At 62.6% G+C, this 26,623-nt stretch carries 23 protein-coding genes; 15 read left to right on the plus strand and 8 right to left on the minus strand.

Annotation, left to right across the window (positions count from 1 at the left end; genetic code table 11):
- Positions 1–45 precede the first annotated feature (45 nt).
- Positions 46–2,271: a S9 family peptidase gene (locus tag ACZ5G6_RS18765; RefSeq protein ID WP_498687239.1), complete on the plus strand. Its 2,226-nt coding sequence runs from the start codon at positions 46–48 to the stop codon at positions 2,269–2,271.
- A gap of 50 nt (positions 2,272–2,321) precedes the next feature.
- Here the strand turns inward: ACZ5G6_RS18765 and ACZ5G6_RS18770 are convergent, their stop codons facing one another.
- The gene (locus tag ACZ5G6_RS18770) at positions 2,322–2,960 is read right to left on the minus strand and encodes a TetR/AcrR family transcriptional regulator (RefSeq protein ID WP_498687241.1); all 639 of its coding nucleotides are present in this window, start codon (positions 2,958–2,960) and stop codon (positions 2,322–2,324) included.
- A 51-nt stretch (positions 2,961–3,011) separates the two neighbouring features.
- Here ACZ5G6_RS18770 and ACZ5G6_RS18775 point away from each other — a divergent pair, with 51 nt between their 5' ends.
- Positions 3,012–3,884: a nuclear transport factor 2 family protein gene (locus tag ACZ5G6_RS18775; RefSeq protein ID WP_498687243.1), complete on the plus strand. Its 873-nt coding sequence runs from the start codon at positions 3,012–3,014 to the stop codon at positions 3,882–3,884.
- A 35-nt stretch (positions 3,885–3,919) separates the two neighbouring features.
- Here the strand turns inward: ACZ5G6_RS18775 and ACZ5G6_RS18780 are convergent, their stop codons facing one another.
- Together ACZ5G6_RS18780 and ACZ5G6_RS18785 are read right to left on the minus strand one after the other, a co-directional pair.
- Positions 3,920–4,723, minus strand: coding sequence for a class I SAM-dependent methyltransferase (locus ACZ5G6_RS18780; RefSeq protein WP_498687244.1), 804 nt, complete (start codon positions 4,721–4,723; stop codon positions 3,920–3,922).
- A 19-nt stretch (positions 4,724–4,742) separates the two neighbouring features.
- Positions 4,743–5,126 (minus strand): DUF7793 family protein, encoded by a 384-nt coding sequence (locus ACZ5G6_RS18785; RefSeq protein WP_223934332.1) that lies wholly within the window; start codon positions 5,124–5,126, stop codon positions 4,743–4,745.
- A 239-nt stretch (positions 5,127–5,365) separates the two neighbouring features.
- Between ACZ5G6_RS18785 and ACZ5G6_RS18790 the strand changes: the two genes are divergently transcribed.
- Entirely contained in the window at positions 5,366–7,009 is a 1,644-nt protein-coding gene (locus tag ACZ5G6_RS18790; RefSeq protein WP_223934333.1) for an ATP-binding protein, read from the plus strand.
- Between the two features lie 286 nt (positions 7,010–7,295).
- On the opposite strand, the gene ACZ5G6_RS18795 is transcribed toward ACZ5G6_RS18790, so the two are convergent.
- On the minus strand, positions 7,296–7,469 hold the full coding sequence (locus ACZ5G6_RS18795) for a hypothetical protein (protein ID WP_216926367.1): 174 nt from the start codon (positions 7,467–7,469) through the stop codon (positions 7,296–7,298).
- A 105-nt stretch (positions 7,470–7,574) separates the two neighbouring features.
- On the opposite strand from ACZ5G6_RS18795, the gene ACZ5G6_RS18800 reads away from it, so the two are divergent.
- Positions 7,575–8,627, plus strand: coding sequence for a hypothetical protein (locus ACZ5G6_RS18800; RefSeq protein ID WP_223934334.1), 1,053 nt, complete (start codon positions 7,575–7,577; stop codon positions 8,625–8,627).
- Positions 8,628–8,629: 2 nt separating this feature from the next.
- Positions 8,630–10,186: a putative bifunctional diguanylate cyclase/phosphodiesterase gene (locus ACZ5G6_RS18805; RefSeq protein ID WP_223934335.1), complete on the plus strand. Its 1,557-nt coding sequence runs from the start codon at positions 8,630–8,632 to the stop codon at positions 10,184–10,186.
- Between the two features lie 78 nt (positions 10,187–10,264).
- Here ACZ5G6_RS18805 and ACZ5G6_RS18810 read toward each other — a convergent pair whose 3' ends face one another.
- Positions 10,265–10,828 carry a GNAT family N-acetyltransferase gene (locus ACZ5G6_RS18810; protein ID WP_223934336.1) on the minus strand — a complete coding sequence of 188 codons (564 nt, stop codon included), beginning with the start codon at positions 10,826–10,828 and terminating at the stop codon, positions 10,265–10,267.
- 119 nt (positions 10,829–10,947) lie between these two features.
- Between ACZ5G6_RS18810 and ACZ5G6_RS18815 the strand changes: the two genes are divergently transcribed.
- The 3 genes from ACZ5G6_RS18815 to ACZ5G6_RS18825 are packed head-to-tail and all read left to right on the plus strand — an operon-like array spanning position 10,948 to position 13,439.
- Positions 10,948–11,412 carry a hotdog fold thioesterase gene (locus tag ACZ5G6_RS18815; protein ID WP_223934337.1) on the plus strand — a complete coding sequence of 155 codons (465 nt, stop codon included), beginning with the start codon at positions 10,948–10,950 and terminating at the stop codon, positions 11,410–11,412.
- A gap of 9 nt (positions 11,413–11,421) precedes the next feature.
- The gene (gene paaK / locus ACZ5G6_RS18820; RefSeq protein WP_223934338.1) at positions 11,422–12,783 is read left to right on the plus strand and encodes a phenylacetate--CoA ligase PaaK; all 1,362 of its coding nucleotides are present in this window, start codon (positions 11,422–11,424) and stop codon (positions 12,781–12,783) included.
- Between the two features lie 53 nt (positions 12,784–12,836).
- A complete protein-coding gene (locus tag ACZ5G6_RS18825) occupies positions 12,837–13,439 on the plus strand; it encodes a TetR/AcrR family transcriptional regulator (RefSeq protein ID WP_223934339.1) in 603 nt (200 codons plus the stop codon).
- 247 nt (positions 13,440–13,686) lie between these two features.
- Here the strand turns inward: ACZ5G6_RS18825 and ACZ5G6_RS18830 are convergent, their stop codons facing one another.
- Positions 13,687–14,094 carry a VOC family protein gene (locus tag ACZ5G6_RS18830; protein ID WP_223934340.1) on the minus strand — a complete coding sequence of 136 codons (408 nt, stop codon included), beginning with the start codon at positions 14,092–14,094 and terminating at the stop codon, positions 13,687–13,689.
- A 163-nt stretch (positions 14,095–14,257) separates the two neighbouring features.
- Between ACZ5G6_RS18830 and ACZ5G6_RS18835 the strand changes: the two genes are divergently transcribed.
- From ACZ5G6_RS18835 to ACZ5G6_RS18850, 4 genes are read left to right on the plus strand one after another with little or no spacing between them, the layout of a single operon-like run.
- On the plus strand, positions 14,258–15,613 hold the full coding sequence (locus ACZ5G6_RS18835; RefSeq protein WP_498687252.1) for an MFS transporter: 1,356 nt from the start codon (positions 14,258–14,260) through the stop codon (positions 15,611–15,613).
- Between the two features lie 37 nt (positions 15,614–15,650).
- Complete coding sequence (locus ACZ5G6_RS18840) at positions 15,651–17,867, plus strand: arylsulfatase (protein ID WP_498687253.1); 2,217 nt, start codon at positions 15,651–15,653, stop codon at positions 17,865–17,867.
- Positions 17,868–17,876: 9 nt separating this feature from the next.
- Positions 17,877–18,848 carry a nucleoside hydrolase gene (locus tag ACZ5G6_RS18845; RefSeq protein ID WP_498687254.1) on the plus strand — a complete coding sequence of 324 codons (972 nt, stop codon included), beginning with the start codon at positions 17,877–17,879 and terminating at the stop codon, positions 18,846–18,848.
- A complete protein-coding gene (locus ACZ5G6_RS18850) occupies positions 18,835–19,860 on the plus strand; it encodes a LacI family DNA-binding transcriptional regulator (protein WP_223934344.1) in 1,026 nt (341 codons plus the stop codon). Before ACZ5G6_RS18845 ends, ACZ5G6_RS18850 begins: the two co-directional genes overlap by 14 nt.
- A gap of 135 nt (positions 19,861–19,995) precedes the next feature.
- Here ACZ5G6_RS18850 and paaZ read toward each other — a convergent pair whose 3' ends face one another.
- Both paaZ and ACZ5G6_RS18860 read right to left on the minus strand, forming a co-directional pair.
- Positions 19,996–22,095, minus strand: a complete 2,100-nt coding sequence (paaZ, locus tag ACZ5G6_RS18855) for a phenylacetic acid degradation bifunctional protein PaaZ (RefSeq protein WP_498687257.1) — start codon at positions 22,093–22,095, stop codon at positions 19,996–19,998.
- Between the two features lie 214 nt (positions 22,096–22,309).
- Positions 22,310–23,014, minus strand: a complete 705-nt coding sequence (locus ACZ5G6_RS18860; RefSeq protein WP_498687259.1) for a tyrosine-protein phosphatase — start codon at positions 23,012–23,014, stop codon at positions 22,310–22,312.
- A 225-nt stretch (positions 23,015–23,239) separates the two neighbouring features.
- On the opposite strand from ACZ5G6_RS18860, the gene ACZ5G6_RS18865 reads away from it, so the two are divergent.
- From ACZ5G6_RS18865 to ACZ5G6_RS18875, 3 genes are all read left to right on the plus strand, one after another.
- Positions 23,240–24,262 (plus strand): LacI family DNA-binding transcriptional regulator, encoded by a 1,023-nt coding sequence (locus tag ACZ5G6_RS18865; protein WP_223934347.1) that lies wholly within the window; start codon positions 23,240–23,242, stop codon positions 24,260–24,262.
- A gap of 100 nt (positions 24,263–24,362) precedes the next feature.
- Positions 24,363–25,598 (plus strand): sugar ABC transporter substrate-binding protein, encoded by a 1,236-nt coding sequence (locus tag ACZ5G6_RS18870; RefSeq protein WP_498687260.1) that lies wholly within the window; start codon positions 24,363–24,365, stop codon positions 25,596–25,598.
- A 10-nt stretch (positions 25,599–25,608) separates the two neighbouring features.
- Positions 25,609–26,622: a carbohydrate ABC transporter permease gene (locus tag ACZ5G6_RS18875; RefSeq protein WP_498687262.1), complete on the plus strand. Its 1,014-nt coding sequence runs from the start codon at positions 25,609–25,611 to the stop codon at positions 26,620–26,622.
- Position 26,623: the final 1 nt, after the last annotated feature.

Here is a 26,623-nt window from a genome sequence, read left to right on the forward strand (position 1 = left end):
CGAAATCACTGGTTCCGTGTCAGAGGCCGTCTATAGAGTTGCCATATGAGCCACACCTCCTCCGCGTCTGTTGCTGCCCCTGCCAACGGTTCAGCGCCCCAGCCGCCTGTTGCCAAACGTGTCCCCAGCCGCCGCGAACACCACGGCGACGTCTTCGTGGACAACTACGAATGGCTCCGGGACAAAGAATCCGCGGAGGTAGTGGACCACCTCAAGGCAGAGAACGCCTACCAGGAGGCTGTGACCGCCCATCAGGAACCGCTCCGGGAAGCAATCTTCCAGGAGATCAAGGGCCGCACCCAGGAAACTGACCTGTCCGTGCCCAGCCGGAAGGATGGCTGGTGGTATTACAGCCGTTCGGTGGAGGGCAAGGAATACAGCATCCATTGCCGCGTCGTGGCCGGAAACACAGGTGACCCCGTAGGTGACTGGACTCCGCCATCTGTTGAGCCGGGTGTGGAGATCCCGGGCGAGCAGGTGCTCCTGGATGGAAACGTGGAAGCCGAGGGCCAGCCGTTCTTCAGCATCGGTGGCGCTGCCGTGACAATCGACGGCAACCTTTACGCATACGCCGTGGACAATTCCGGCGATGAACGCTTCACGCTGCGCATCAAGGACCTCCGGACGGGCGAACTCCTGCCGGACGTCATCGAGAACATCTTCTACGGCGTGGCCTTCTCCCCCGACGGCACGCGTCTTTTCTACACCGTGGTGGATGATTCCTGGCGCCCCTACCAGGTCAAGGCACACGTTTTAGGCTCGCCGGTCGCCGAGGACGAGGTTCTTTACCAGGAGGACGACGTCGCCATGTGGTTGGGCTTCGATCTCGCCTCCGACCGCCGGCACCTTGTGCTCAGCATCGGTTGCTCCGAGTTCAGCGAGACCAGGCTTCTCCGCTTTGACGATTACGACGCCGGGCTCACCACGGTCATTCCACGTGAAGAACACATTCTTTACGAGGCCGAGCCCTTCCTCCTGGATGGCAGGGAAACCCTTCTCCTGACACACAACAAGGACGCCATCAACTCGATGGTGAGCCTGGTTGATCCCTCCGAGCTCACAAAGCCGCTGGCCGAGCAGGACTGGCGGACCGTCGTCGAGCATTCTGACGACGTCCGCGTCAACGGCGCGGGTGTCACTTCCACGCACATGGTGCTGTCCATCCGGAAGGACACCATCGAGCGCGTTCAGGTGCTGCCGCTCGCAGGCCTGGGCACGCCAGGGCAGGAACCGCCGGTGGAGCCCGCCTTCGAAGAAGAGCTCTACACCGCGGGCGTTTCCGGCTCGGACTATGAGGCTCCCGTGATCCGTATGGGCTACACCTCCTACTTCACGCCCTCGCGCGTTTACGACTTCGTTCTGCCCACTGCCGGGCTACCAGCGGGCCAGCTGTTGCTGCGTAAGGAAAGCCCGGTCCTGGGCGGCTACTCCCCGCAGGATTATGTAGCCACCCGTGAGTGGGCAACCGCCGACGACGGCACGCGGATTCCGCTGTCTGTGCTGCACCACGCCTCGGTACAGCAGGACGGCACCGCCGCTGGCTTGGTCTACGGGTACGGCTCGTACGAGATGAGCATGGACCCGGGCTTCGGCGTTGCGCGACTATCGCTGCTGGACCGCGGGATCGTCATGGTTATTGCCCACATCCGAGGCGGCGGCGAGCTGGGGCGCCACTGGTACGAGGATGGGAAGAAACTCACCAAGAAGAACACCTTCACGGACTTCATCGCGGCCACCGATTGGCTGGCAGGCTCCGGCTGGGTGGACCCGTCCCGGATTGCGGCCATGGGTGGTTCCGCTGGCGGGCTGCTCATGGGTGCCATCGCCAACATGGCCCCGGAAAAGTACGCGGCCGTGGTGGCGCAGGTGCCCTTCGTGGATCCGCTGACCAGCATTTTGGACCCCGAGCTTCCCCTGTCCGCCCTGGAATGGGAGGAATGGGGCAACCCGATCACCGATCCCGAAGCCTACGCGTATATGAAGTCCTACACTCCCTATGAGAATGTGCGGGACGTGGCCTATCCCAAGATCGCCGCCGTAACGTCCTTCAACGACACCCGTGTGCTGTACGTGGAGCCGGCCAAGTGGGTGCAGGCACTGCGTTCCGTATCCACCGGCACGGAGCCGATCGTCATGAAGATCGAGATGGATGGCGGCCACGGCGGGGCGTCCGGCCGGTACGTGCAGTGGCGCGAGCGGGCCTGGGACTACGCCTTTGTTGCCGACTCACTGGGCGCCACGGAACTTCTTCCTGGAGCGGGGCTGAAGTAGTCGCATTAGGTGTACACAAGCTCCTAGTGTTTGGCAGGGCGCGCCCCGGGTTAGTGCCGGACGAGCATGCTGATCCACATCGCGGCAAGCCAGTCCGAGAACCTTTCGTCGCTCCAACCGCGCTGCTCGACGAACCGGGTCCAGAGTGCGCCGTCCATGGTCGCGAACAGCACATCGCGGCATTCATCTTCCGCAACGCCAAGCTGCCCGGTGGCAGCCGCAGCGTGTGCGTAACGCGTCGCGACATCCAAGCGGCGGTCGGCCCATTCAGTGAGCATGGCGACGGCGTCGGGCTCGCTCGCGGCTGCTCCCGTGAGCGCTTCAAGGAGAGGGGCAATCCGCCGATTGCTCGCGGTCACGAATTCGGCGTGGCGTCGGATCCTGGCGGGCAGGTCCGGTTCGGTCAGGATGGCCTGCATCTCCGCCCTGTCATAGAGGGCCACGTCGGCCTCGTCGCCGCGGAAATCGACGTACCAAACGTGCCGGAGCAGTGCGGCTTTCGTGCGGAACGTCGCATATACGGTTTCGACGGCGACGCCCGCCCGTTCAGCCACCTGTTTCACCGTGGCCTGCCCGTATCCCTGCGAGATAAAAAGCTCGTTCGCCGCTGTGATGATGCTTCGCCGTGTCTCCGCAGCCTGCTGTTGGCGGCGGGTGGAGTCGTACGGCCTCTTGATTTTCGCACTCATTGGATGCAGTATAACAGTATTCAAAACAGTCAGACTGTAATGGAGTTGGTCATGTCTACTGAGACCGATGCTTTCCTCGCCGACATAGTTCCCCGACAGCAGGCCGCGGACAGTGCAATCCACGACGGCGACGCCGGCCCCCGCCTCGCGCTGTGGTCGCAAAACGATCCACTGACGCTCTTCGGTGCGAGCCTCAGCGGCAGCGGCCGCGCAGAGCTTGAGCCCATGTTCCACAACGTCGCCTCGTGGTTTTCGCACGCAGATTCGTTCGATCTTGAGATCATCGCGGCCGGTGTAGGCGGGGATATCGCCTACACCGTCGGCTACGAGCACACCACCACCACCGTTGAGGGCACTCCCCGGAAATACAGCTTGCGCGTGACCCACGTCTACCGTCGCGAAGACGGCGCGTGGCGGATCGTGCATCGTCACGCGGATTTTCCGACGGGAGAGGCCAGCGTTCCGTTGCCCCCTGGCCGGACTGATCCCATGACGGGTGAGCGACCTGCCATGGGCAAGGAGACCGAGGCCTTCCTGGCCGAGATCCTGCCGAAGCAGCGGGACATGACGGTGGCCCTGCATAAGGGCGACGTGACAACACGCTTCGCTTTGTGGTCGCACACTGACCCCACAACGCTGTTCGGTGCGCACATCTCCGGAGTGGGATGGAACGATCTGGAGCCCAAGTTTCGCCAGGAGGCCCTCCGGTTCACGGGCGCCACCGGGTTCGAGTTCGAGGTTGTCGCGGCCGGTGCCAGCGGAAGCCTCGCCTACATCGTCGGGTTGGAGCACAGCCAGGCCGTCGTTGACGGTGTCCCGGCCGACTACACCATGCGAACAACGCACATCTACCGCCGGGAGGACGGCGCATGGCGGATCGTTCACCGGCACTCGGACCTTATTCCAGTTCAACAGCCCCGGTGACTTCCGTGCCACTCCTGGTGGTGGCGGGTGCAGTGTTAGCTAGCGCGCAGCAAGGCGTAGTATCCCGGAATGAGGTCCGGGTCCGACGGATTGCTCAACGGTCGTGTCTCTATGCTGGACGCGCCCTCCTCCAGAAGGACCCAGTCCGCCGTCGGGAATGCCTTGGCGCGTTGGGCGGAACCAAAGCGGCCTGGCATCGGCAAGCCGCGTATGGCCCACTCCAAAGGGGCGGGAATGGATTGGCGCGTGGCGCCAAGGTGGCTGACGTAATCCACCGGAGTACCGGGAAAGTTGGTTTCGGTCAGGAACACGCCGCCGCGGGATCCGACGATCGGCAGCAGGTTGTCGGCCAGGGCCGCCCTTCCCTTGGAATCCAGAACGTGCAACACGCCGCGGATGAACACGTTGGCATCGCCTGTCCAGCCAGCAGCTGCAAGGGCCGTCGCCACGGTCTGCGAAGCGTCAGGTGCCGTCATGTCGCACACGGCGAATGACGCCGTCGTGAGGTCCCCTGACTCTTGCCGTGCGCGGTCTACGGCGTGTGGGGAGTAATCGAGCCCAAGCGCGTGCGGGAAGTGCTGGGCCAGCAGGCGTGTGAAGCTGCCATTGCCACAGCCAACGTCCACCACAGGAAGGGACGGATCCAGGCGGGCAAGTTTGGGCAGGTAGCCCTCAAGTTCATGTGGGCTGCCGGAGTCCCACAACACGTCGCCGGTGGCCCCGGTGGACCGGACGTTGCCCCAGTACCGGTCCCATGCCGTGAGCGGGTCCTTAGGCGCGGCGGAGGAAAGCCTGATCAGGCGGGGAATCAGCAGGTATTTCCGGAACGCTGAGAGCATGCTCCAAATATAAGTGGCGCTAATGCTCTTTCAGCCAACGCAAGGCTTCTGTTTCAGAGGTAAAGAACTTGGTGGGGCACGGCGGTTGCATGATGCCAATGAAGAAATTGGCAATGACCCTGTCCACCGGAGACGAACCCCAAAGGGCGATCCGTGAGGCCTGGCAGGGTTTGGCGAACACGGAACGGGCACCCCGCGTGACGTCTGCAGTGGTTGCCATGTCTACGATCATCGGGTGGCGCGACTCGCCGCAGATCTCATTAACCCGGTCCATTGCCCTTTGCGCGTCCGCCGCCTGGATCCTGGATCCGCGAGGCCACGTTAACCGAAGGATTCCTGTGTCTTCGAGTACCAGCTCGAACGTCACCTCTTGGTGGTCTTGCGGTGTTGCTGGCTGGTTCACTGGTCTCCTTGGCGTTTCCTTGCGGATTCCAGGAGGAGGAAGCCTCCCCCGGGCTTTCACCCTCTAGGCTGACGAATCCGGCGCGCAATGTAAAGACCTGGCTGCCGACGCAATGCCTTGCACCAGCGACGCAAATAAGCACCAAATGCCCCTTCAGGGCCGCAGGCCACGGTGGCGCTGATAGTGTGTTGCCAAATCTGGAATTACCGTGGAACGAACGTTGTAACGGAAGGGGCTCAGTGGGTAAGAACGGGGCCGATGTGCAGCATGTTTCACGCTCCGCGATCGTGGCCGATTCAGACGCCGAACGTCTGGCCTTGACGACCGCTGCGCTCAGCACCGCAGGGTTCGAAGTTTTCGCCGCAGCAAATACAGAATCCATGGCCGCGCGGCTGGAAACCAATAGTCCGACCGTAGTGGTGTTGGAGAACTCTTTGGCACATGGTCTGCGCAGTCCCGGTGTTCCCGTGCTGCTCCTTCTCAACGCCGGCGAGTCCCTGGACCTTGAAGAAGCTGAAGCGTGGCGCGTGGTGGACTACCTGATCAACCCGGTGCGTCCCGATGAGCTTGTCCACCGCGTGGAAACCCTGATTGGCAGGTCCCTGGAACGTGCACGGTCCCGGGGCGAGGTCGAAGCCCTGCGCGAAAGCCTCCGGAACGTCTCCTCCGCCATCCGGGAAACAAACGATCCCCAACTCATTGCCGACCACGTGGTTCGTGGCTTTGGTGAAGCCCTTGGCATGGACCACGTCTGGTTTGCGACCTTCCGGGACGAACGTGTCCCCTCGATTCGCGCTCAATGGAACCGGCCGGGCACACCGATGCTTCCTGCCAGGTTGGGCGGCAGCGAGGGCCTGATCGTAGAGACCGCCAACAGACTATGGGCTGAAGCCGACGTCCTCGCCGTGACAGACCACCGGACCCAGCCCGAATCCAGCATCACCCAGGCGCTGAAGGACTGGTCTTGCGAGCTCAACCCTGTGTCATCCGTGCTGCTCCCGGTGGGCGAAGGCGGGTCAGCCTTGGGCATCATCCTTCTCAGCACCGTGGAGGAACTGCACGATTGGACCCGGCCTGAGATCGCCCTGATGCAGCACGTCGCCGGGAATGTGGCGCACGGGCTCATCCAAGGCCACCTCATCAGCGCCCAGCAACGCGTACTGCACCAGCTCAGGCAGTTGGACAAGGCCAAGACAGACTTCCTGGCGACGGTGAACCACGAACTCCGGACGCCCCTTACCTCGATCACGGCCTACCTGGACATGATCAGGGACGGTTCCGGCGGCCCGGTTCCTGAAGGGATCAGCAAAATGCTGGAAGTGATCGCCAGGAACTCAGACAGGCTGCGGCGGCTCATCGAAGACATGCTGACGGTGTCCATGCAGGACGGCAGCAACCTGGACCTCAAACCCGTGGACATCGCCAAGCTCCTCCAGGTGGTGGTGGCAACCCTACGGCCACTGGCAGAGTCACGGCACATAGCGGTGTCCTTCACCGAGGGAACAGAGGACCTGGAAGTGACTGCCGATGAAGCCAAGCTGGAACAGGTTTTCACCAACATCGTGGCCAACGCCATCAAGTTCACCCCTGAAGGCGGACGTGTGGGCATCACCAGCTCAGTGTCGGCATCCGCAGATGGTGGCCGTTCGGCCTTGGTGAAGGTTGCGGACACAGGCTTGGGCATCCCCGAACACGATCTTCCCCACATCTTCACGCGGTTCTACCGGGCCTCCAACGCCACGGCAGCGGCGGTTCCAGGAAGTGGCTTGGGGCTTGCGATCGCCCACGACATCGTCAGCCGGCATATGGGACGGATGGTCTTCGACTCAACACTGGGCTCGGGGACTACGGTGTCCGTCGAATTGCCGGTTGGTGGTCCCTAGATGCCGGTTGGCGGTGCCGCACTGCCCCTTGGCGGTCTCCCGTTGCGGCTTGACGGGTTTCTTGCTGCTGATTGACCGTGCTTTCTTGCCGATTGACCGTGCCTTGATGCTGATTGACCGCGCCTCGGCGGCGGGGACCCATCCGTGACAGGCCAGTCAACGACCGCTCGAAACCTGACCTTTGTGGTCACTAATCTGCGACACATTCAGCAACAAAACAGATGCCCCGGGCAAAAACCCGAGGCATCAGTTTGAGTCATGTGGCCTTGAGAGGCGCTCCCCCAATTTAGTTCGGCCACCAACCTATGGTGGTGGTTTCAGTCTTGGTGGTAGTGCTGTTCGGCCACCAGCCGATTGCCGTGCTGTTGCTGTCCTGCGAAGGCTCGGCATTAGCCGGAGCAGCGAGCCCCGTTACTGCCAGGACCGCTGCCATGAGCAGTGTTGCCGCAAATTTCTTCATCCGCTGTGCCCTTTCATACTGATGCGAATTACCGGTGTGACTTGAATTCAGTCACGAGGCAAACTATACGAGCTTTTCTTCTCCAATGACATGGATAATGGGCACATGCAGAGTCCACAATTAGCGTCCCATCTAGTAGCCGGACTCAACGCACGCGCCAAATGGAAGGAACGTGACTTTGACGAGGCCTTTCGCTTAGCGGGAGAAGCCGCACACCTCGCCACTGATGCCGGGGATGAGCTGGCTTGGTGGAACATGCGTTACTTGCAGGCCGAATGCCTCCGCGACCAAGGCCGGATCGATGAATACCTGTCATTGGCTCTCGAACTGAACGACCACGAGCTCACCGCGTCCTCGCCTGAGCTTGGTGCCAAAGCCGGCACCATGGTTGCTGTTGCCCTGCAGGGCCTGGGGCGTTTAGCCGAGGCCGCTGCCATGGCTTCGGACGCCGCCAAACTGGCTGCGCGTAATGCCGACCTCGTGTACGTGCAGATCCTGGCACAGCGTGCGCTCATTGCGTCCCTCGCGGAAAGCCGGATGCTGGACGATGCCTGGCGTGAGTGCCTGGAGCTGGAATCCCTGCTGACCGAGGACATCGATGAAGACACCGCAGGCAAGGGCTATTGGGTGATCGGCAACGTTGCCTTCCTCGCAGACCGGGTTGAAGATGGCAGCCGCTACCACGATCTTGCCTCCGAACGGCTCTCTCCGTCCAAGGACGTGGATTTGTGGGCACGGTTCAACCGCGCTTCCGCGGAGATGCGGCTTCAGGCCCGGCTAAGTGATGCGGCCACCCTCCGTTGCATCGAGAGGGCCGAGCTCGCCACAGACATTGTGGGAGGTTCCGAGCGGGATCACTTGGAGATGTCGCTGGTCCGCGCCCACTGGAATTATCTCAACGGCGACATGCAGGAAGCCCTCACCATCCTTGAGCCCTTGTGTGCCCGGTCATCCATCCTGGCCACGCAAACCTCCGCGGAGTCCCATTTCCTTCTGGCACGGACTTTGCTCGCCCTCGGCCGGCGGGAGGAAGCGGTGGCGACCTTCAGCGAAACTGCCAACCTTTTCGATCAGGCGGCGCTGCCTGATCGCAGCTCCGCCGTTCGGGAGTACCTCCGGGATATGGTTGATCAGCGAGGGGAACCTCACAGGGGGTGACCATGTCCGAGGAAAACTCGAATGCCGGAACTGATCCGCGCTTGGGATGGCTGCTTGACGGCATCGTCAGGCTTGCCGCTGGAGACCTGAGCACCAGGATCGAAATCTCCGACGCGCGCGACGAGATCGACGCCGTGATCATGGGCACCAACCTCCTTGCCGAGGACCTCCAGATCGTTTATGAAGAGCTGGAGCAGCGGGTCGCCGCCCGGACCCGGCAGCTGCACGAGGCCCACCGGGAAATGCAACACATGGCCATGACGGATCCCCTCACAGGCCTCCACAACCGCTCAGCGTTCTCCGCCGCGCTGGCTGAATCCCAGAACCGGGACCCCAACGTCAGCCAGCGGCCGGCAATTCTCCTGATGGACATGAACGGCTTTAAGGGCGTCAATGACTCCCTCGGCCACACCATCGGAGACAAAGTGCTGGAAACAGTGGCCAGCCGCATCAGCGCCGCCGTCCGCGAGCAGGACATGGTGGCCCGCATGGGGGGCGACGAATTCGCGATTTTGTTGCCGGACGTAACTCCGGCGGTGGCGGCTTCCATAGGAAACCGGATCCTCGCTGCACTGGACGGGACCATGGAGATCGACGGCCAACACGTGCGGTGCGGTGCCAGCATGGGCCTTCGCATGGCGGACTCCGGCAAGAGCGCCGAGGAATTGATGATGGAAGCGGACATCGCCATGTATGAATCCAAGGCGGATGGTCGTGGCAAATTAAAGGTTTTCGATCCCGAAATGCTTCTGGCGAGGCAACTGCGGAACCAACTTGTGGGCGAGCTCAAAGAAGCCATCGCTGGCTCTCAACTGGTGCTCTTCTACCAGCCCATCATCCGCTTGGACACCCGCGGGATCGAAGGCGTCGAGGCACTGGTCCGTTGGAACCACCCCACCCGCGGCATGATCATGCCTGACGAGTTCATCCCCATCGCCGAGGAAACGGGGATGATTTCCGATCTGGGCGGCTGGGTGCTGCGCACCGCCGTCGAGCAGTTGCAGCAGTGGCGCAGCGACCCCCTGACGGGGCGCCACGACTTCAACATGCGCATAAACGTGTCCGCCGCCGACCTCCAGCGGCTGGAGTTCGTGGAGGACGTGCGTGAAGCCCTGACCTCGGCCGGCTTGGACCCCTCGCTGTTGGTTCTGGAATTGACCGAAAGCGCGGTCATTCATGGCAACGACCTTGACCGATACACGCTGAACAGCCTCAGGCGGCTGGGCGTCGAGATGGAGATCGACGATTTCGGCACCGGATACTCCTCCATTGACTACCTTCGCCGCTTGCCCGTGCACGCCGTCAAGGTGGACCGAACGCTCCTTACCGCACTCGGCAGCGACCCCGCGCAGCCCGCCCTCCTCGCAGCCGTCCTGCAACTCATCCGCGCATGCGGCCTCGGTGCGGTGTGGGAGGGGATCGAAACCGCGGAGCAGGCGGACTACCTACTCAGCATTGGGTGTACCAGCGGGCAAGGCTACTACTTCAGCCGTCCGCTGCCGGCGGCCCAGCTCACCGAACAGCTGAAGCACCATAAGACCTGGCCGATTCAGGACTGAACGCCGTTTCAGGACGGAACGTACGACGGCGGTGGGCTGGCGTTCGTCCGAAGCCACCCGCTGCGCCTCGCTGCGGCGTCAAGCCTCCACGTGGCGCGCCCGCCATTCGGAATCGAGGATCGCGTAGATATTTTCAGTGGCCCACTGGCCTTTGTAGTGCCAGTTGTCCACGAGGGTGGCCTCCAGCCGCATGCCTAGGCGCTTGCAAATGCCGGCCGAGCCAGTGTTTAGCGCATCCAGTTTCGCGTCGATGCGGTGGAAGTTCAGTTGGTCGAACGCCAGCTTCATGACGGCCTCGGCTGCCTCCGTGGCGATCCCCTGTCCCCTGCCCTCGGGGTGGAGTATCCAGCCGAGTTCAGCCTGGCCAGTCCCCTCCAGCCATTTCAGGACGATCTCCCCCATGAGCCCCGGGCGATCCTGGCGCTCGATGGCCAGGCAGGCCCAGTCGCCTTCCTGTTTGAACTGTGCATTCGCGTAACGGCCCAGGACCTCCATTGACTGTGTCTTGGTCAGCTCATTGCGCAGCAGGTACCGGGCAGTTTCCGGCAGCGACTGATAGGCGTGGAACCTCTCAAGGTCCTCAGCCTCGAAGCGCCGCAGTATGAGTCGTTCGGTCATGATCGGAAGCGCGATTTCGGGCATGTCTTCGAGGCTACTAGGCGCGTCCAAATCCTCGCGTCAAGCTTGTCCAGTCTTGACAGTTGGCGCGATCTGGGATTACCTAATGAACATTCGGTAAATAAAGCTGGAGGCAATGACGCATGGTTGAAACAACCCTCTCCGGTGCAACGCACCACATCCTGACGAACGACTACGCGTCTGAATGGATGGGCATCGAGGTCCTCAAGATCGACGACGGCCACGCCACCATCCGCATGCACCTCCGCCAGGAAATGCTCAATGGATTCGGTATGGCCCATGGCGGAATGATCTTCGCCTTCGCGGACACAGCCTTCGCGCTGGCCTGCAACCCGGCCAACCCCACGCCAAAGCAGGCCGCCAACATCACGGTGGCGTCCGGCGTCGATATCAACTTCATCAAGCCGGCGTTCGAAGGCCAGGTGATCACCGCCGTCGCAAACCGTCGGGCGAGTACCGGCCGCAGCGGTCTCTACGACATCCAGATTTACGCGGCCTCACCAACAGCCGATACAACCTCCGACCCCGGTCCCGGGGAACTCATTGCCGAGTTCCGAGGCCGCAGCCGCACCATCTCCAAGAAGTAGGAACTCCAGATGACCCAGAACACCGTCGCCGCGCCCGCATCGCACACCTCCAAGGCGGCCGCCCCCGTCCTGGACCGCGAAGAAACCATGTCCCGCGACGAGCTGGAAGCACTGCAGCTCAGCCGCCTGCAGCACACAGTGGCCTATGCCTACGATCGCGTGCCGCTTTACAAGCGCAAATTCGACGAAGCCGGCGTGCACCCATCGGACCTGCGCGAGCTAACTGACTTGGGCAAGTTCCCTTACACCACCAAGGAAGACCTCCGACTGGAGTACCCATTCGGCATGTTCGCCGTCCCGCAGCACGAGGTAGCCCGCATCCACGCGAGCTCGGGCACCACCGGGCGCCCCACGGTGGTTGGTTACACCAAGAATGACCTCGCCAACTGGGCCACCCTGGTGGCACGGTCCCTCCGCGCCTCCGGCGTCCGTCCCGGTATGAAGGTCCACAACGCCTACGGCTACGGCCTCTTCACCGGCGGCCTCGGTGCGCACGCTGGCGCAGAAGCCCTGGGGTGCACGGTCATTCCGATGTCCGGCGGCCAGACCGAACGCCAGATCCAGCTCATCCAGGACTTCAAGCCGGACGCCATCCTGGCCACCCCCACCTACCTGCTGACCATCGCCGACGCCATGGTCCACCAGGGCATAGACCCCACGTCCACGTCGCTGAAATACGCCGTACTAGGCGCCGAGCCGTGGACCGAAGAGATGCGCCACGAGCTCGAAACCACCATGAACATCAAGGCCTCGGACATCTACGGGCTTTCCGAAGTCATGGGCCCGGGCGTCGCAGGTGAAGCTGTCGAAACGCAGGACGGCTGCCACATCTGGGAGGACCACTTCCGCCCCGAAATCATCGATCCGTTCGATCCCTCCCGGGGGGAAAGCGCAGTCCTGGGCGACGGCGAACCCGGCGAGCTCGTCTTCACATCGCTCACCAAGGAAGCACTTCCGATCATCCGCTACCGCACCAAGGACCTCACCCGGCTGCTCCCAGGCACCGCGCGCCCGGCCCACCGCCGCATGGGCCGCATCACGGGCCGCAGCGACGACATGATCATCCTCCGCGGCGTGAACCTCTTCCCGTCCCAGATTGAGGAAATCGCCCTGCGGATCCCCGAGCTCAGCCCACACTTCCAGCTCGAAATCACCCGCCCCGAGGGCAAGCGCATGGATGAGTTGACCGTGCGGATCGAACGGCGCGAAAACGTCCCCGCCGAGTCAGGCACGACGGCGGCACGCACCTTGCGCGAGCAGATCAAGATCCACGTCGGGTCCTCTTGTGTAGTTGATGTCGTGGAGCCGGGTTCCCTTGAGCGTTCCAACGGCAAGCTCCGCCGGATTTACGACCTGCGGCCGAAGGGCTGACATGCGGCGTCGCTGACCGGCAGCCCCTCTAGAGATCGTGAGAAAATGCCACCATGCCTACTGAGACAACCACCAAGCGCGGACGGCCCGGTTACGACCAGCAGTCGGTGCTCCGCATCGCCGTCGACGTCTTCAACCGCCACGGATACGACGCAACGTCCATGGGCATCCTGGCTGAGAACCTCGGGATCTCCAAGTCAGCCATCTACCACCACGTGCCGTCCAAGGGCGACCTCCTGAAGCTCGCCCTGGACCACGCCCTGGGCGGTTTGGAGGCCATCCTTGATGAGCCTTCCGCCACGTCCGGGCCGGCCGATGCCAGGCTTGAGTTCGTGCTCCGGCAGACCATCGCGGTGCTGGTGGACAGACTGCCGTTCGTCACCCTGCTGCTACGCCTGCGGGGAAACACCGAGATTGAACGCGATGCTCTTGAACGCCGGCGTGCCTTCGACCACAAGGTGGCTGCCCTGATCGCCGCTGCCCGGGAAGACGGCTCCCTGCGCCAGGACATCGATCCCCGCACGGTCACCCGGCTCTTGTTCGGCACCATCAACTCGATCGTGGAGTGGTACAAGCCGGGAGGCTCCCTGTCCCCCGAAAAACTTGCCGACGACGTCATCACCATGGCCTTCGACGGCCTCCACACCGCGGCCTGACCTTCTCTCACATCCTGCGCCACCCAAGGAGGCCGGGGGCGCAGGGGCACGTTCCGCCGTCGAGCCTTGTACCTTCCTGACCCACTTTGAAACCGCAGCGACCCCGACACGCCTACCGGACCGGCGCGTCGGCACTGCTCGCCAGCCAAAGAAGGTCAGGAAGCGACACCCCGACCCGCCCGAACACGACGAAGCGCTTCCCCACAGCTGGGGAAGCGCTTCGTGGTCGTGCGGCAAGGGCCCGCCGTCAGAGCTGGTATTCAGCCTGCTGGCCAAGAGTTTCGTGGATGCAGAGGACGTTGTTCTCCGTGTCCATGAACCAGGCGCACTTTTCGGCGTCTGTTGTGCAGATGTGGTTCTCAGTTTTGAGGTCAGGCTCGTCGTAGTCCTGGAAGGTGATGCCTTTGGCTTCCATCTCCGGGACTAGCCGTTCGATGTCCTGGACTTCAAAACTCAGGGCGGTGTGACCGGAGTGCTTACCGTCCTTGATGGGCAACAACTGCAGCATGGGACCGCCTTCGTTGCCGAACAAATCATTTCCATCCCACGTCATGCCGCGGTGCGGAAGGCCGAGTTTTTCCGCATAGAACATGCGGGCGCGGCTCATGTCATCGACGGGCAGGACAGTAGTGGCGTGGTTGAGGGCTAGGTTCATTTGGCCACCTCCTACGGTGAAGATTTTACGCTCGGCAATCGACCCTTGACAGGGATGTAGTGCGGGCCTAACGTTATGGGATCGATCTCATCACCAACAAGACATTCATTGGGGACGCGAATGGGATCGATCCCATAGATATGGTTAATCGACGAGGACTAACATGAACTCCCCACATTCAACGCAAAAGCCCGTGGCTCCCGGGAAGACTTCCCCGTGGACGGCCGCCACTGCCAGCACCATCGGCTCCGTCCTGGAGTACTACGACTTCTTTGTCTACGGACCCATGGCGGCGCTCGTCTTCGGCGCCATCTTCTTCCCCAGCGGTGATCCCGGCCTGGCAGCGGTGCTCTCCCTGAGCACCTTCGCCGTCGGGTTCATAGCGCGGCCACTGGGCGGCGTGGTGGTGGGGCACCTGGGTGACAGGGTTGGCCGCAAGAAGATGCTGCTCTTTACCTTCTTCCTCACAGGAACCGTGACGGTCGGGATCGGGCTCTTGCCGACGTATTCGCAGGTGGGCCTCTGGGCGCCGGTCATGCTCGTTTCCCTTCGCTTCCTCCAAGGAATCGGGCTGGGCGGCGAATGGGGCGGAGCTGCACTGCTCGCCGTCGAACATGCTCCGGAAGCCAAGCGTGGCTTCTTCGGCAGCCTGGTCCAAGCAGGGGCGCCGATCGGCGTCATCCTTTCCAGCGGGGTCGTAGCCATTCTCACGGGCACACTGTCCCGGGCAGACCTGCTCGCTTGGGGATGGCGTATCCCGTTCCTACTGAGCACAATCCTGGTGGTCTTTGGATTGATCCTGCGTCTGAAAATCACGGAAACGCCTGACTTCGAGAAGACCGTGGCGACCCCGGCCGCCAAGGAAAAGCTGCCCCTCGTCGTTGCGCTTCGTCGCTACCCGAAGCAGATCCTCGCGATGATTGGCGTGCACGTCAGCGACACCACCCTGGGCTTCATGCAGGGCGTCTTCATCATCGGTTTTGCTACAACCACGTTGGGCATCAGCCCCACAGTGGCCTTGATGGCCAACATTGCCTCGTCCATCACCAACCTCATCATCACGCCCGTTTCCGGCATCATCTCTGACCGATTCGGCCCACGACGGGTACTGGTTACCGCCACCGTGGCGTTGGCGCTTTGGGCTTTCCCTATGTTCTGGCTCATGGAGACCAAGAGCGTCCTGGCATTGTTCGTAGTGATGTCCGCAAATGGGCTGATCGTGGGAATGCTGTTTAGCCAGCAGGCAACGCTCTTCGCAGCAGTCTTGGACCCGAAGGTCCGTTACACCGGAATGTCCATTGGCTTCCAGGTTGCCACGGTGATCGGCGGCGGATTCGGCCCGCTGATCGCCCAAGCCCTGCAGAACAACGCTGGGGGCGCGACGTGGAGCATTTCCGGATACCTGATGCTGGTGGCGTTGGTTGCCCTTGGCTGTGCGCTGTACCTGACGTCCCGCAAGACCCAGTTTGTCCATGCCTCTTCGGCGTCGCCTGAGTCCGTGGCTGCTTCCCAGCTCTAAAGCCAGCACCTCCCGAAACAGAACGGAAACCGCAGCAATGCAGCAGGAATTTCGCGGCCGCATCGGCACCACCGTTGCCGAATCCGAGGCTTGGTGGCCCGAGCAACTCGGAGCGGACAGCTCCGCACCCAACATTCTCATGGTCATTCTGGATGACACCGGATGGTCGGATTTCGGATGCTTCGGCTCGGAAATCAACACTCCGGCCATCGACGGCCTCGCCGCCGATGGGCTCAGGTACACCAACTTCCATGTCACGCCACTCTGCTCCCCCACAAGGGCGAGCCTACTAACGGGACGCAATCACCACTCTGTGGGCATGCGATTCCTGGCCGATGCGGACACTGGCTTCCCCAACTCCCGCGGCTTCGTCCGTCCGGACGTGCCCATGCTCCCGGAGGTGCTGCGCAGGAACGGCTATGGAACATACCTCGCAGGCAAGTGGCACCTTGCGCCGCTGAGTGAACTCACGCCAGCGGGGCCCTTCCACAATTGGCCGCTAAGCCGTGGCTTCGACAGGTTCTACGGCTTCCTGGATGGGTGCACGGACCAGTACTCCCCCGAATTGGTCGCCGACAACCACAGCATCGTGCCGCCAGCCCACGATGGCTACCACCTGAGCGAGGACCTGGCGGAGCAGTCAATCCGCTTCCTCAAGGACCACGCCACCTACAGGCCGCAAGCCCCTTTCTACCTGCAGCTCGCGCTGGGAGCCACACATGCTCCGTTCCAGGCACCACGGGAGTACATCGAAAAGTACGTCGATGTGTTCACGAAGGGGTGGGACCAGACGCGCATCGAACGATTGAAGCGGCAGGTGGAGTTGGGCGTTGTACCGGATGGTACTGCCCTCACGGAACGCCTGGAGGAAGTGCGTGCCTGGTCCGAACTGAATAGCACCGAACAAGAGGTCTTCACACACCTTCAGGCCGCCTTCGCGGGTTTCCTGGAGCACGCCGATGCCCAGATAGGCCGTGTCATGGAGTCGCTGAAGGCCATGGACATGCACCGGAATACCATCGTCCTGGTGATGTCGGACAACGGTGCGTCGCGCGAAGGCGGACCATCCGGCGACGTCGATTGCAACGCACCGTACTCGGGCGTCCGCAGACCAGCGGCCGAGCAAACCAGCATCCTTTCAGGGCTCGGTGGGCCTCTAGGTGGCGCCCACTACCCTGAGGGCTGGGCAATGGCTGGAAACACCCCGTTCCGCCGATACAAGCAGTTCGTTGACCTTGGCGGAGTGCGCTCACCGCTGGTTGTCTCATGGCCGGAAAAGATCCGGGACGTAGGCAAAGTGCGGGATCACTTCCTGCACGCGATCGACGTCATGCCCACGCTGCTCGACGCCGCCGGGATCGAGGCAGAAGAGACGTTCGACGGCGCGTCAGCAGTAGGCACGTTCGATTCCGCTGATGCGAACGAGCCAAGGGACACCCAGTTCTGGGAAATGCTCGGCCACCGGGCCATACGGCAGGGCGACTGGAAGGCCGTTACGGCGCACCTCCACGGGCAGGACTACAGCCAGGACGACTGGCGGCTGTACAACACCAAGGAAGACTTCGCGGAAGCCAACAACCTGGCGGGAAGCGAACCCGACAAGCTGCGGGCCTTACAGGAGCTCTGGTGGCAACAAGCGGAGCAGGTAGGTGCGTTCCCGCTCGATGACCGCACATTGGTGGAACTTCTGACCGCCCGCGGTCCGGTCGGCTTGGTGAACCGCAGGGAGATCGTTTTCAGGGCCGGGCAAAGCCATGTTCCGTTGGCCAGCGCGATCACCGGCAGTGACCGCGCCCTGCAATTCACTGTCCATCTGCAGGAATTCGAGCCGGGCATGGAAGGTGTTCTGGTTTCCAGTGGCAACGTGGCAGGCGGCTATGTGCTCTATGTCCGCAACGATGTCCTGATCTTCGAACACAATGCCCTGGGAGTCCGTGTCGTGCTCAAGTCGGACGTTGTGTTGCCGACCGGAACACACACTGTGGGCGTACGTCTCACGCCGTTGGAGGACAATGCCGGGCTGGTGGAACTGCTTCATGGGGACGATGTAGTTGCTTCTACCGGGGTTCCACGAACCTCAAGTCACCTCTCCTTCTGGGGCATGGACATCGGCGCGGACCCTGTCAGCACCGTTTCCACCGAGTACGAGGCGCCATTTGCCTTCCCTGCTGCGGCAATCGACCGCGTAGTGCTGCGGTTCAGGGACGCACCGGACTTGGACGACCTCGCCGAACTCATTGCATCCACAGAGTAGGAACCGACCATGCAACAAGTGATTCTGGACGTGGATACAGGGGTGGACGACGCCCTGGCGCTGCTATTGGCTGCCCGGCACCCCGACGTCAATCTCCGGGCCGTCACCTGCGTGGCGGGCAACACCAGCCTGGATGGAGTGGTCCGCAATACGCTGACGGTCCTGGACATAGCGGGCGCCACCAGCGTGCCCGTTGCCGCCGGTGCTGTCAGGCCCCTGCTCGAAGAGCCCCGCGACGCCGGCCACGTCCATGGCGGGGACGGGCTGGCCGATCTTGGCTGGGAACCGTCAGCCAGAAAGCCCGAGGCGGTTCACGCCGTCGAGCTTTTACGCCGCGAGATCCTCGCGAGTCCCGAGCCGGTCACCTTGGTGCCCCTGGCCCCGATGACGAACATCGCCCTCTTGCTGCGGACCTACCCGGAAGTTGCCAAGAACATCGGACAGATCGTGTTCATGGGCGGATCCGCATCGGCGGGCAACGCGTCCCCTGTGGCCGAGTTCAACGTGTGGCACGATCCCGAGGCAGCCCAGATAGTGATCAGCAGCGGCCTGCCGATCACCATGTACGGCTTGGACGTGTTCTACAGCGCCGCCGTCGAGGCACCTGACATTGAACTGCTGCGGGAATCCGACGACGCCGGATGCCGGCTCAGCGGCCATCTTCTGACTCATCTGGCGAAGGTGAATGCGGATGATTTCCGGCTGACGTCGCCCGGTTCAGCGGGTATTGGTGACGCCGGGGCTGTATGTGCCGTGATCGATCCCGAAGGCCTTGTGACCCATCGCCATCGGGTTGAAGTCAGCCTCGCAAACCCTTTGACCCGGGGGCAGACCGTCGTCGACCGCCGGACAAAGGCCTCCGAGACCACGCTGCCGCACGGATATCTAAGCCGCGACAGCATCGACGTCGCCCTCGGTGTCGACGGACGTCGCTACGCGTCGCTGTTTCTCGATACCATCAGATCCCATGACGGTAGGTAGCGCGGCACCAGCAACCATGCTCGATGTGGCACGGGCGGCCGGCGTCTCCCGTGCCACAGTTTCGCGTGTTTTCACCGCCCCATCGACGGTTGCGGATGAGACGCGCACCAAGGTGATGGACGCCGTCGCCCAACTGAACTATGTGCTCAACAGCGCGGCCCGCAGCCTGCGCAGCGGACGTTCCAACACCATCGCGCTCCTGGTGGGCGATATCGCCCAGCCCTTCCACAGCCAGCTTGCCAAGGCTGTGGCCCACGCCGCCGAAGGCCGCGGTTACAGCGTCCTTCTCTGCGACCTTGACCACAGCATCACGCGCCTGGAGCGATTGTTGGAATCCCTGCCTTTGCAGGGTGTTGACGGGGTCATCCTCGCAACGGGTGACGACATCGATACCGCCGCTGTGCGTGCCGCCATTGAGGAAGCCGAGGACCGTGGCACCAAGGTTCTGCTTGGCACGCCGCAGCTTGCAGGGACAGGTGCGCTGGTTCTGACCACGGACTACGAATCCGTTGCCTACCAAGCGACCAAGCATTTGCTGGACCAAGGCCGCTGGCCCGTGGCGCTGCTCGGCGGCAGCGAATCGTCCGTGCTTTCGCCGTTCCTGACCCTGGGCTTCCTCCGTGCCTGCACCGAGGCTGGGCATGAAGACGCAGAGGACTTCATTGTCCGCACCGAATACAGCACCGACGCGGCCCGCGGCGCCACGCAGGGGCTACTCGCGGCATCTGTGCAGCCCGAAGGCATCGTGGCGTCAAGCGTTTCCGTGGCCTTGGGAGCAATGTCCGCACTGGCGGACGCTGGATTGGGGGCGCCCGGGCGAATCGGTCTTGTTGCCTGCGAGGAAGTCCAGTTGGCCGAGCAATTGCGGCCAAGGCTCACCACGGTCGGCACCAAACTCAACCTCCAGGGCGCTGCCATGGCTGACGCCTTGATCGATGCAATTCAGGGCCAGCCCCCGAAGGAACACGACTTCGCGCCCGGGCTCAGTCTTCGGGAATCAAGCACTAAGTGAGAGAGCGTCCGGCCGAACGCCCAGTTATGTGAGAGAGGATCCGGCCGAACGCCCAGTTATGTGAGAGAAGGTCCGGCCGAACGCCCAGTTATGTGAGAGAGCGTCCGGCCGAACGCCCAGTTATGTGAGAGAAGGTTACTTCTCCACGAGGGTCAGGACGTCGTAGGTGGCTACGATCTCGTCGTTCTGGTTGGTCAGGAGGGCGTCCCAGGCAACCTCGCCGTATTCGTCGGTCTCGCGCGGTGTGATCTTCTTGGCGGTCAACGTGACGCGGATGGAGTCGCCGGCTGCAACGGGGGTGATGAAGCGCAGGCTCTCCAAGCCGTAGTTGGCCAGGACGGGACCCGGTGCGGGCTCCACGAACAGACCGGCAGCCCAGCTCAGGAGCAAGTAGCCGTGGGCCACGATGCCGGGGAAGAACGGGTTGGCTTCGGCGGCTTCCTGGTTGGTGTGCGCGTAGAAGGTATCGCCTGTGGAGTTGGCGAAGGCCGTGATGTCCTCAAGGGTCACCTGACGCAAATCGGAGCGAACGGCGTCGCCGATCCTCAGCGTCGAAAGGTGCTTGCGGAACGGGTGCTCGCCTTCGGTTTCGACCGTGAAGTTGCGGTCCGCGCCGGTGTGCCACTGGCCTGTTACAGCGGTGAGCATGTTGGGCGAGCCCTGGATGGCGGTGCGCTGCATGTGGTGCAGGACGGAGCGGATGCCGCCCAGTTCCTCGCCACCACCAGCGCGGCCGGGGCCTCCATGGACCAGGTGCGGAACGGGTGAGCCGTGGCCGGTGGAGGACCGTGCGTCCTCGCGGTTGAGCATGTGGACGCGGCCGTGGTGGGCTGCGATTCCTGTGACGAGTTCGCGGGCAACGTGGGGATCGTTGGTGCATACCGATGCCACCAGCGAGCCGGAACCGCGGGCGGCGAGACGAATAGCATCGGCCAGGTCCGTGTAGCCGATCACTGAGGATACGGGACCGAACGCTTCGAGCGAGTGGACTTCTTCGGCTTCGGCATCGGCCCAGCTGAGGAGCACGGGAGACATGAACGCGCCGTCTTCCACGACGCCCACCTTGCCGCCGACGGAGGTGACCGACGGCGAATCGAGCGTTCCGTACGCAAGCTCACCACCGGCGTCGAGCATTGATTGAACAGCCGCGCGGACGTCGGCGAGCTGTTCCAGCGAAGCCAAAGCGCCCATCGTGACGCCCTCAGCGCGGGGGTCGCCAACGACGACGCGCTCGTTGATGCGGGCGCCGACGGCGGCTGCGACCTCGGAGGTGAGTTCCTGGGGCACGATGATGCGCCGGATGGCGGTGCACTTCTGGCCGGCTTTGACGGTCATTTCGGTGACGACGGCCTTGACGAATGCGTCGAACTCCGGCGTGCCTGGGACGGCGTCGGGGCCGAGGATGGCGGCGTTGAGCGAGTCGGTCTCGGAGGTGAACCGGACGCCGCCCTGGACCACGTTGCGGTGCGACTTGAGGGAGTTGGCCGTGGACGCCGAGCCTGTGAAGGAGACGAGGTCGCGGTAGTCGAGTTCGTCCAGGATGGTCCGGGCGGAGCCGGAAATGAGCTGAAGCGAGCCCGCGGGCAGGATGCCGGATTCAACGATGGCCCTGACGGCGGCTGCGGCTACGTATCCCGTGGGCGTTGCTGGCTTGACGATGGTGGGGACGCCGGCCAGGAACGCAGGGGCGAACTTCTCGAGCATTCCCCACACCGGGAAGTTGAAGGCGTTGATCTGCACGGCGACGCCGGGAATGCGTGTGTAGATGTGCTCACCGACGAACGAGCCATCCTTGGAGAGGACCTCCATGGGGCCCTCCACAACAACCTGCGAATTCGGCAATTCGCGGCGGCCCTTGGAGCCAAACGTGAAGAGCACGCCGATGCCGCCGTCGATGTCGATCATGTTGTCGATCTTGGTGGCGCCGGTCTGGGATGAGGACGCGTAGAGCTCTTCTCGCCGGCCGTTGAGGTACTGCGCCAGCTCTTTGAGCTTGAGGGCGCGCTGGTGGAAGGTCAGCTTCCCGAGTTCCGTCTGGCCTGTGGTGCGGCCGTGATTTACGACGGCGGCAAGGTCCAGTCCGTCGGTGCTCACGTTGGCCAGGACCTCTCCGGTGCTGGCATCGCGAACAGGGACCCTTTTGGCATCAGGGGCCGGCGTCCACCAGGCATCCTGGACGTAGCTGGGAACGGTTGCAACGGCTGTGGTTTCCGGGGCGACTGCGGTAGTGGTCATCGTCGACGGGTCCTTCCAAGGCACGTGAAATCGGCACGGTCATTGGGTCTGCGGGAGCGCAAACATTACTGACCGGCCGTTCGGTAATATATACAGGGTACATGAATGCCCCGAGGAGTACAGCAGGAATTTCTGCGATGCTCTCTCAGATGCAGCCGCTTTTTGGCGGATGCTCTCTCACATCCAACCGCTTTTTGGCGGATGCTCTCTCACATCACTGCAACTTCGCCCGGATCGCCGCCACCTCACCTTCCGTCACCCCGTTCCGCGCCAGGAATGATTCAACGTCCAGCGAACCCAGAAACGTCCTCACACCAGCCCGTTTCTGCTCCAACCAAGCCTCAAAGTCCTCGCCTGAAAGGTTGGGGTCATGGGCGTGCGGCGCCCCATGGGTGCGGTGCCGCTCGTTGATCCCCCGCGCCGCCAGTTCGTAGCCGCGCAGGATTTCGTCATCGCCAACACCGGCCAAACGCTGCAACATAAGTGCGATCACACCGCTGCGATCCCGGCCTGCCGAGCAGTGGATCACAACTTTTCCGGGCGACGCCGCGATTGCCTTGAAGACGGCCGCGATCTTCTCCGCAAACAGCCCCACATACTCGCCGTACTGCGCGGGGTCCTTCAGGTACGGGCCGAACAGCTGGCCGAACCCGCTATGGTCCGGGTCCTCCGTGGGGCAATGTACGACGTCGATGCGAGCTTTCACATCGTCCGGCACCTCGGGATCGGTGTCGCGTTGCCGCCGCTCGCCCGAGGCGCGCAAGTCGATGATGGTGCGGACGCCGTCGTCGTACATCTGGTGCCAACCAGCCTCGGTAAGCCACTCGTGGCGACCCATCCTGTACACGTCCCCCGCGATCCGCCAAGCATTCACGGCGCCATCCCAGTGGACACCCAAGTGCGGTGCTGTCCCGTCCATAGGAGCCAGCTAAGCACATTCGTCCGCTTCGATGTGAGAGAGGAACCGCCAAAAAGCGGTTGGATGTGAGAGAGGAACCGCCCAAAAGCGGTTGGATGTGAGAGAGGAACGGATTGGTATTGCGGGGGGCAAGTGACTCATGTCATACTCTTACTCGATACGCATCGACGATGCGTATCGATGACTACAGGAACCGTTCAGCAGAGAGCGCAAGGAGGCCAGGGCATGCCCACCAGCAAGGACGTTGCCCAGGCCGCCGGCGTTGCACAGAGCACAGTTTCATATGTTCTAAGCGGCAAGCGGCCCATCTCCGAGAAAACGCGGAAAAAGGTAGAGGACGCTATCCAGCAGCTGACCTACCAGCCAAATGCCGGGGCCCGCGCACTGGCCAGCCGGCGGACCCGCGTGATCGGCCTGGTCATCCCCTTCATCCCCGAGTTGCACATGGCATCGATCATGGAATTCGTCTCCGTGATTGCCAACACCGCCCGCCAATATGACCACGACATTCTGCTGGTCACTGAGGATGAGGGCGCACCCGGACTGCAGCGCGTGGTTGGCCAGCAGATTTGCGATGGCCTGATCCTCATGCAGGTGGAAGGCGACGACGAACGGCTCCCGGTAGTCCGGAGCCTCCACGTTCCAGTGGTGCTCATCGGCATCCCCCACGATCCTTCGGGGCTGGTCTGCATTGATGCCGACTTTGAAATGGCCGGCGAACAGTGCGTACAGGACCTCGCTGCGGCAGGCCATGAAGTCATCTCCGTCCTCGACTGGCAGCCGGAAGTGGTGGACCGCCACGTGAACTATGTTGAGCGGTTCATGTCCGGCACCGACAAAGCCGCCCAAAGCCTGGGCGTCAAAGTGCTGCACCTGCCCGGCGGAACTGACCGTGATGCGATCGCGGATTCCGTGGACAAAGCCTTGGCGGAGACCACTGGCGTGCCTGCGTTTATCGCTCCGGACGGCACCGTTCAAGATGTTCTGCGACGCGTTCTTACCAACCGCGGACTGACTCCGGGCAAGGACGTTTCCGTGATCGGCAGCGCCTCCCCCACGCTTGCCGAGCTTCAGCCCATCCCACTTTCCACCATTGACCTCCGCCCGGCCGAAGTCTCACGCCGCGCGGTGAAGATTATCTGCGATCTCCTCGAAGCCGAAAACCAGGGACCAACCGAATCCCTGGAATTGGTACCCACGGTCATTACGCACCGTGCCAGCACGCTCCGTCCACCCCACGGCAGCTAATCCTTCTCCAAAGCACCCTGCACCACCTCCATTTGCGAATCTATCGATACGCATCGTCGATACGCATCGACAAATCAGAACCCAGAAAAAGGAACAGACAATGAAGTCAGCACAAAGGACAACCCGTCCTCTCGCCCTCGCCGTCGCTGCATTGGTAGGCCTGCCTCTGGCCCTCACAGCCTGTGGGACGTCCACTGCAGCATCGTCGTCGGAAGCCGTCACTGAGATCTCCGTGATGGACTACTACAACAACGAGCCGGACAAGTCCTTCATTGGCGATGCCCTGACCAAGTGCGGGACCCAGGCAGGTGTCACCATCAAGCGGGAGACCGTCCCGGGCAAGTCCCTCATCTCCAAGGTGCTCCAGCAGTCCTCATCCAAGACGCTGCCGGATGTGCTCATGCTGGACAACCCGGACCTGCAGCAGATTGCCGCCACTGGCGCCTTGGCTCCCCTGGCAGACTTCAAGATCAGCACGGACAACTTCGCAGAGGGAGTCCTCAGCGCAGGCACGTACAAAGACAAGGTGTACGGCCTGGCCCCCACTGTGAACACCATCGCTTTGTTCTACAACAAGGACATCCTGGATAAGGCCGGAGTAACCCCGCCCACCACCTGGGATGAGCTGAAGGCAGCAGCCGCCAAGCTCACGTCCGGCGACCAGTACGGGCTCGCATTCAATGCCAACCCCACCTATGAAGGCACCTGGCAGTTCCTGCCGGTCATGTGGTCCAACGGAGGCGATGAGAAGAAGATTGACACCAAGGAGACCGAACAGGCACTCCAGCTCTGGACTGACCTGGTCAAGAGTGGCTCCGTCTCATCCTCGGCCCTGAACTGGACCCAGGCCGACGTCAAGGACCAGTTCATGGCCGGCAAAGCAGCCATGATGGTCAACGGCCCCTGGCAGATCCCGGCCCTGGATAAGCAGCCAACCCTTCAGTACGGTGTGGTGAAGATCCCCGTACGCGAAGCCGGCCAGACGTCCGTCGCACCGCTCGGTGGCGAAGTATGGACGGTCCCCCAGACGGGCAATAAGGCACGCCAGGCCAAGGCCGCAGAAGTGGTCGCCTGCCTGAACAGCGACGAGAACCAGATGGCCATGGCCAAGGTCCGCAACACCATCCCCTCCAAGACCACGCTGGCGGACAAGTTCGCCACGGAAAACCCCAAGCTCGCAACATTCACTGAGCTGATCAAGACCGCGCGCGCACGCACCGGCCAGCTCGGCGAGGGATGGCCGGCCCAGGCAACCAAGATCTACACCGCAATCCAGACGGCCCTGACCGGTAATGCCTCACCGGCCGATGCCCTCAAGCAGGCGCAAGGCCAGTAAGCAGCCAGCCATGTCATTGACAACAGATTTATCGCAAACAGCGCCACGTTCCGCGGGAAAGGCCAATGCAAAGGCCAACCGGAAGCACGGCCGCGTGGCCAACCCCCAAACGGAAGCGCGGACCCCCAGGCGGCGCACCCGCCAACGCCGCGAGCGCATCTTCCAGTGGCTCTTCCTGGTCCCTGCTGTGGTCTACATGGCGCTGTTCTTTGGCTACCCCGTGGTCAAGAACGTCGTCATGAGTTTCCAGGACTACACAACGGCCACGTTCTTCACCGGAGAGGCCCCCTGGGTGGGTTTCGCCAACTACGTGACTGTCTTGTCATCGTCGTTGTTCTCAACCTCACTGCTGAACACTGCTCTGTTCACCATCGGTTCCATTATCGGCCAATTCGCGATCGGGCTGGCGCTGGCCATCTTCTTCCAGCGGAAGTTCCCGCTCAACGGAATACTGCGGTCCCTGCTCCTTCTCCCTTGGCTCCTTCCCTTGATCGTCTCGAGTGCCGTGTGGCGCTGGATCCTGGACAAGGACAGCGGAGCATTGAACCGCTTCCTTGGCGACCTCGGCATCATCGATACCGGCATCCCGTGGCTGACCAGCACCTCGCTTGCCCTGATCGCGGTGGTAGGCGTGAACATCTGGATCGGCATTCCCTTCAACCTGACCATCCTCTACGGCGGCTTGCAGGAGATCCCGGACGAGCTTTACGAGGCCGGATCCCTGGATGGGGCCACGGGTTGGAGGGCGTTCCGGCACATCACGTGGCCGATGCTCCGACCGGTGGTGAGCGTGGTGCTGGTGCTCGGCGTCGTCTACACCCTCAAGGTGTTGGACATCATCCTGGGCCTGACCAATGGTGGCCCGGCGAACTCGACCCAGACCATCGCCACCCAGTCCTACGATCTCTCGTTCCACGAGTTCAAGTTCGGCGAGGGCGCGGCGCTGGGAAACGTACTGGTGATCATTTCCTTGGTCTTCGCGGTCCTGTACCTGCGGGCCAGCCGACGCGCAGTGGATGAGTGAG

It is taken from the genome of Arthrobacter sp. TmtSoilC51 (assembly GCF_055388015.1).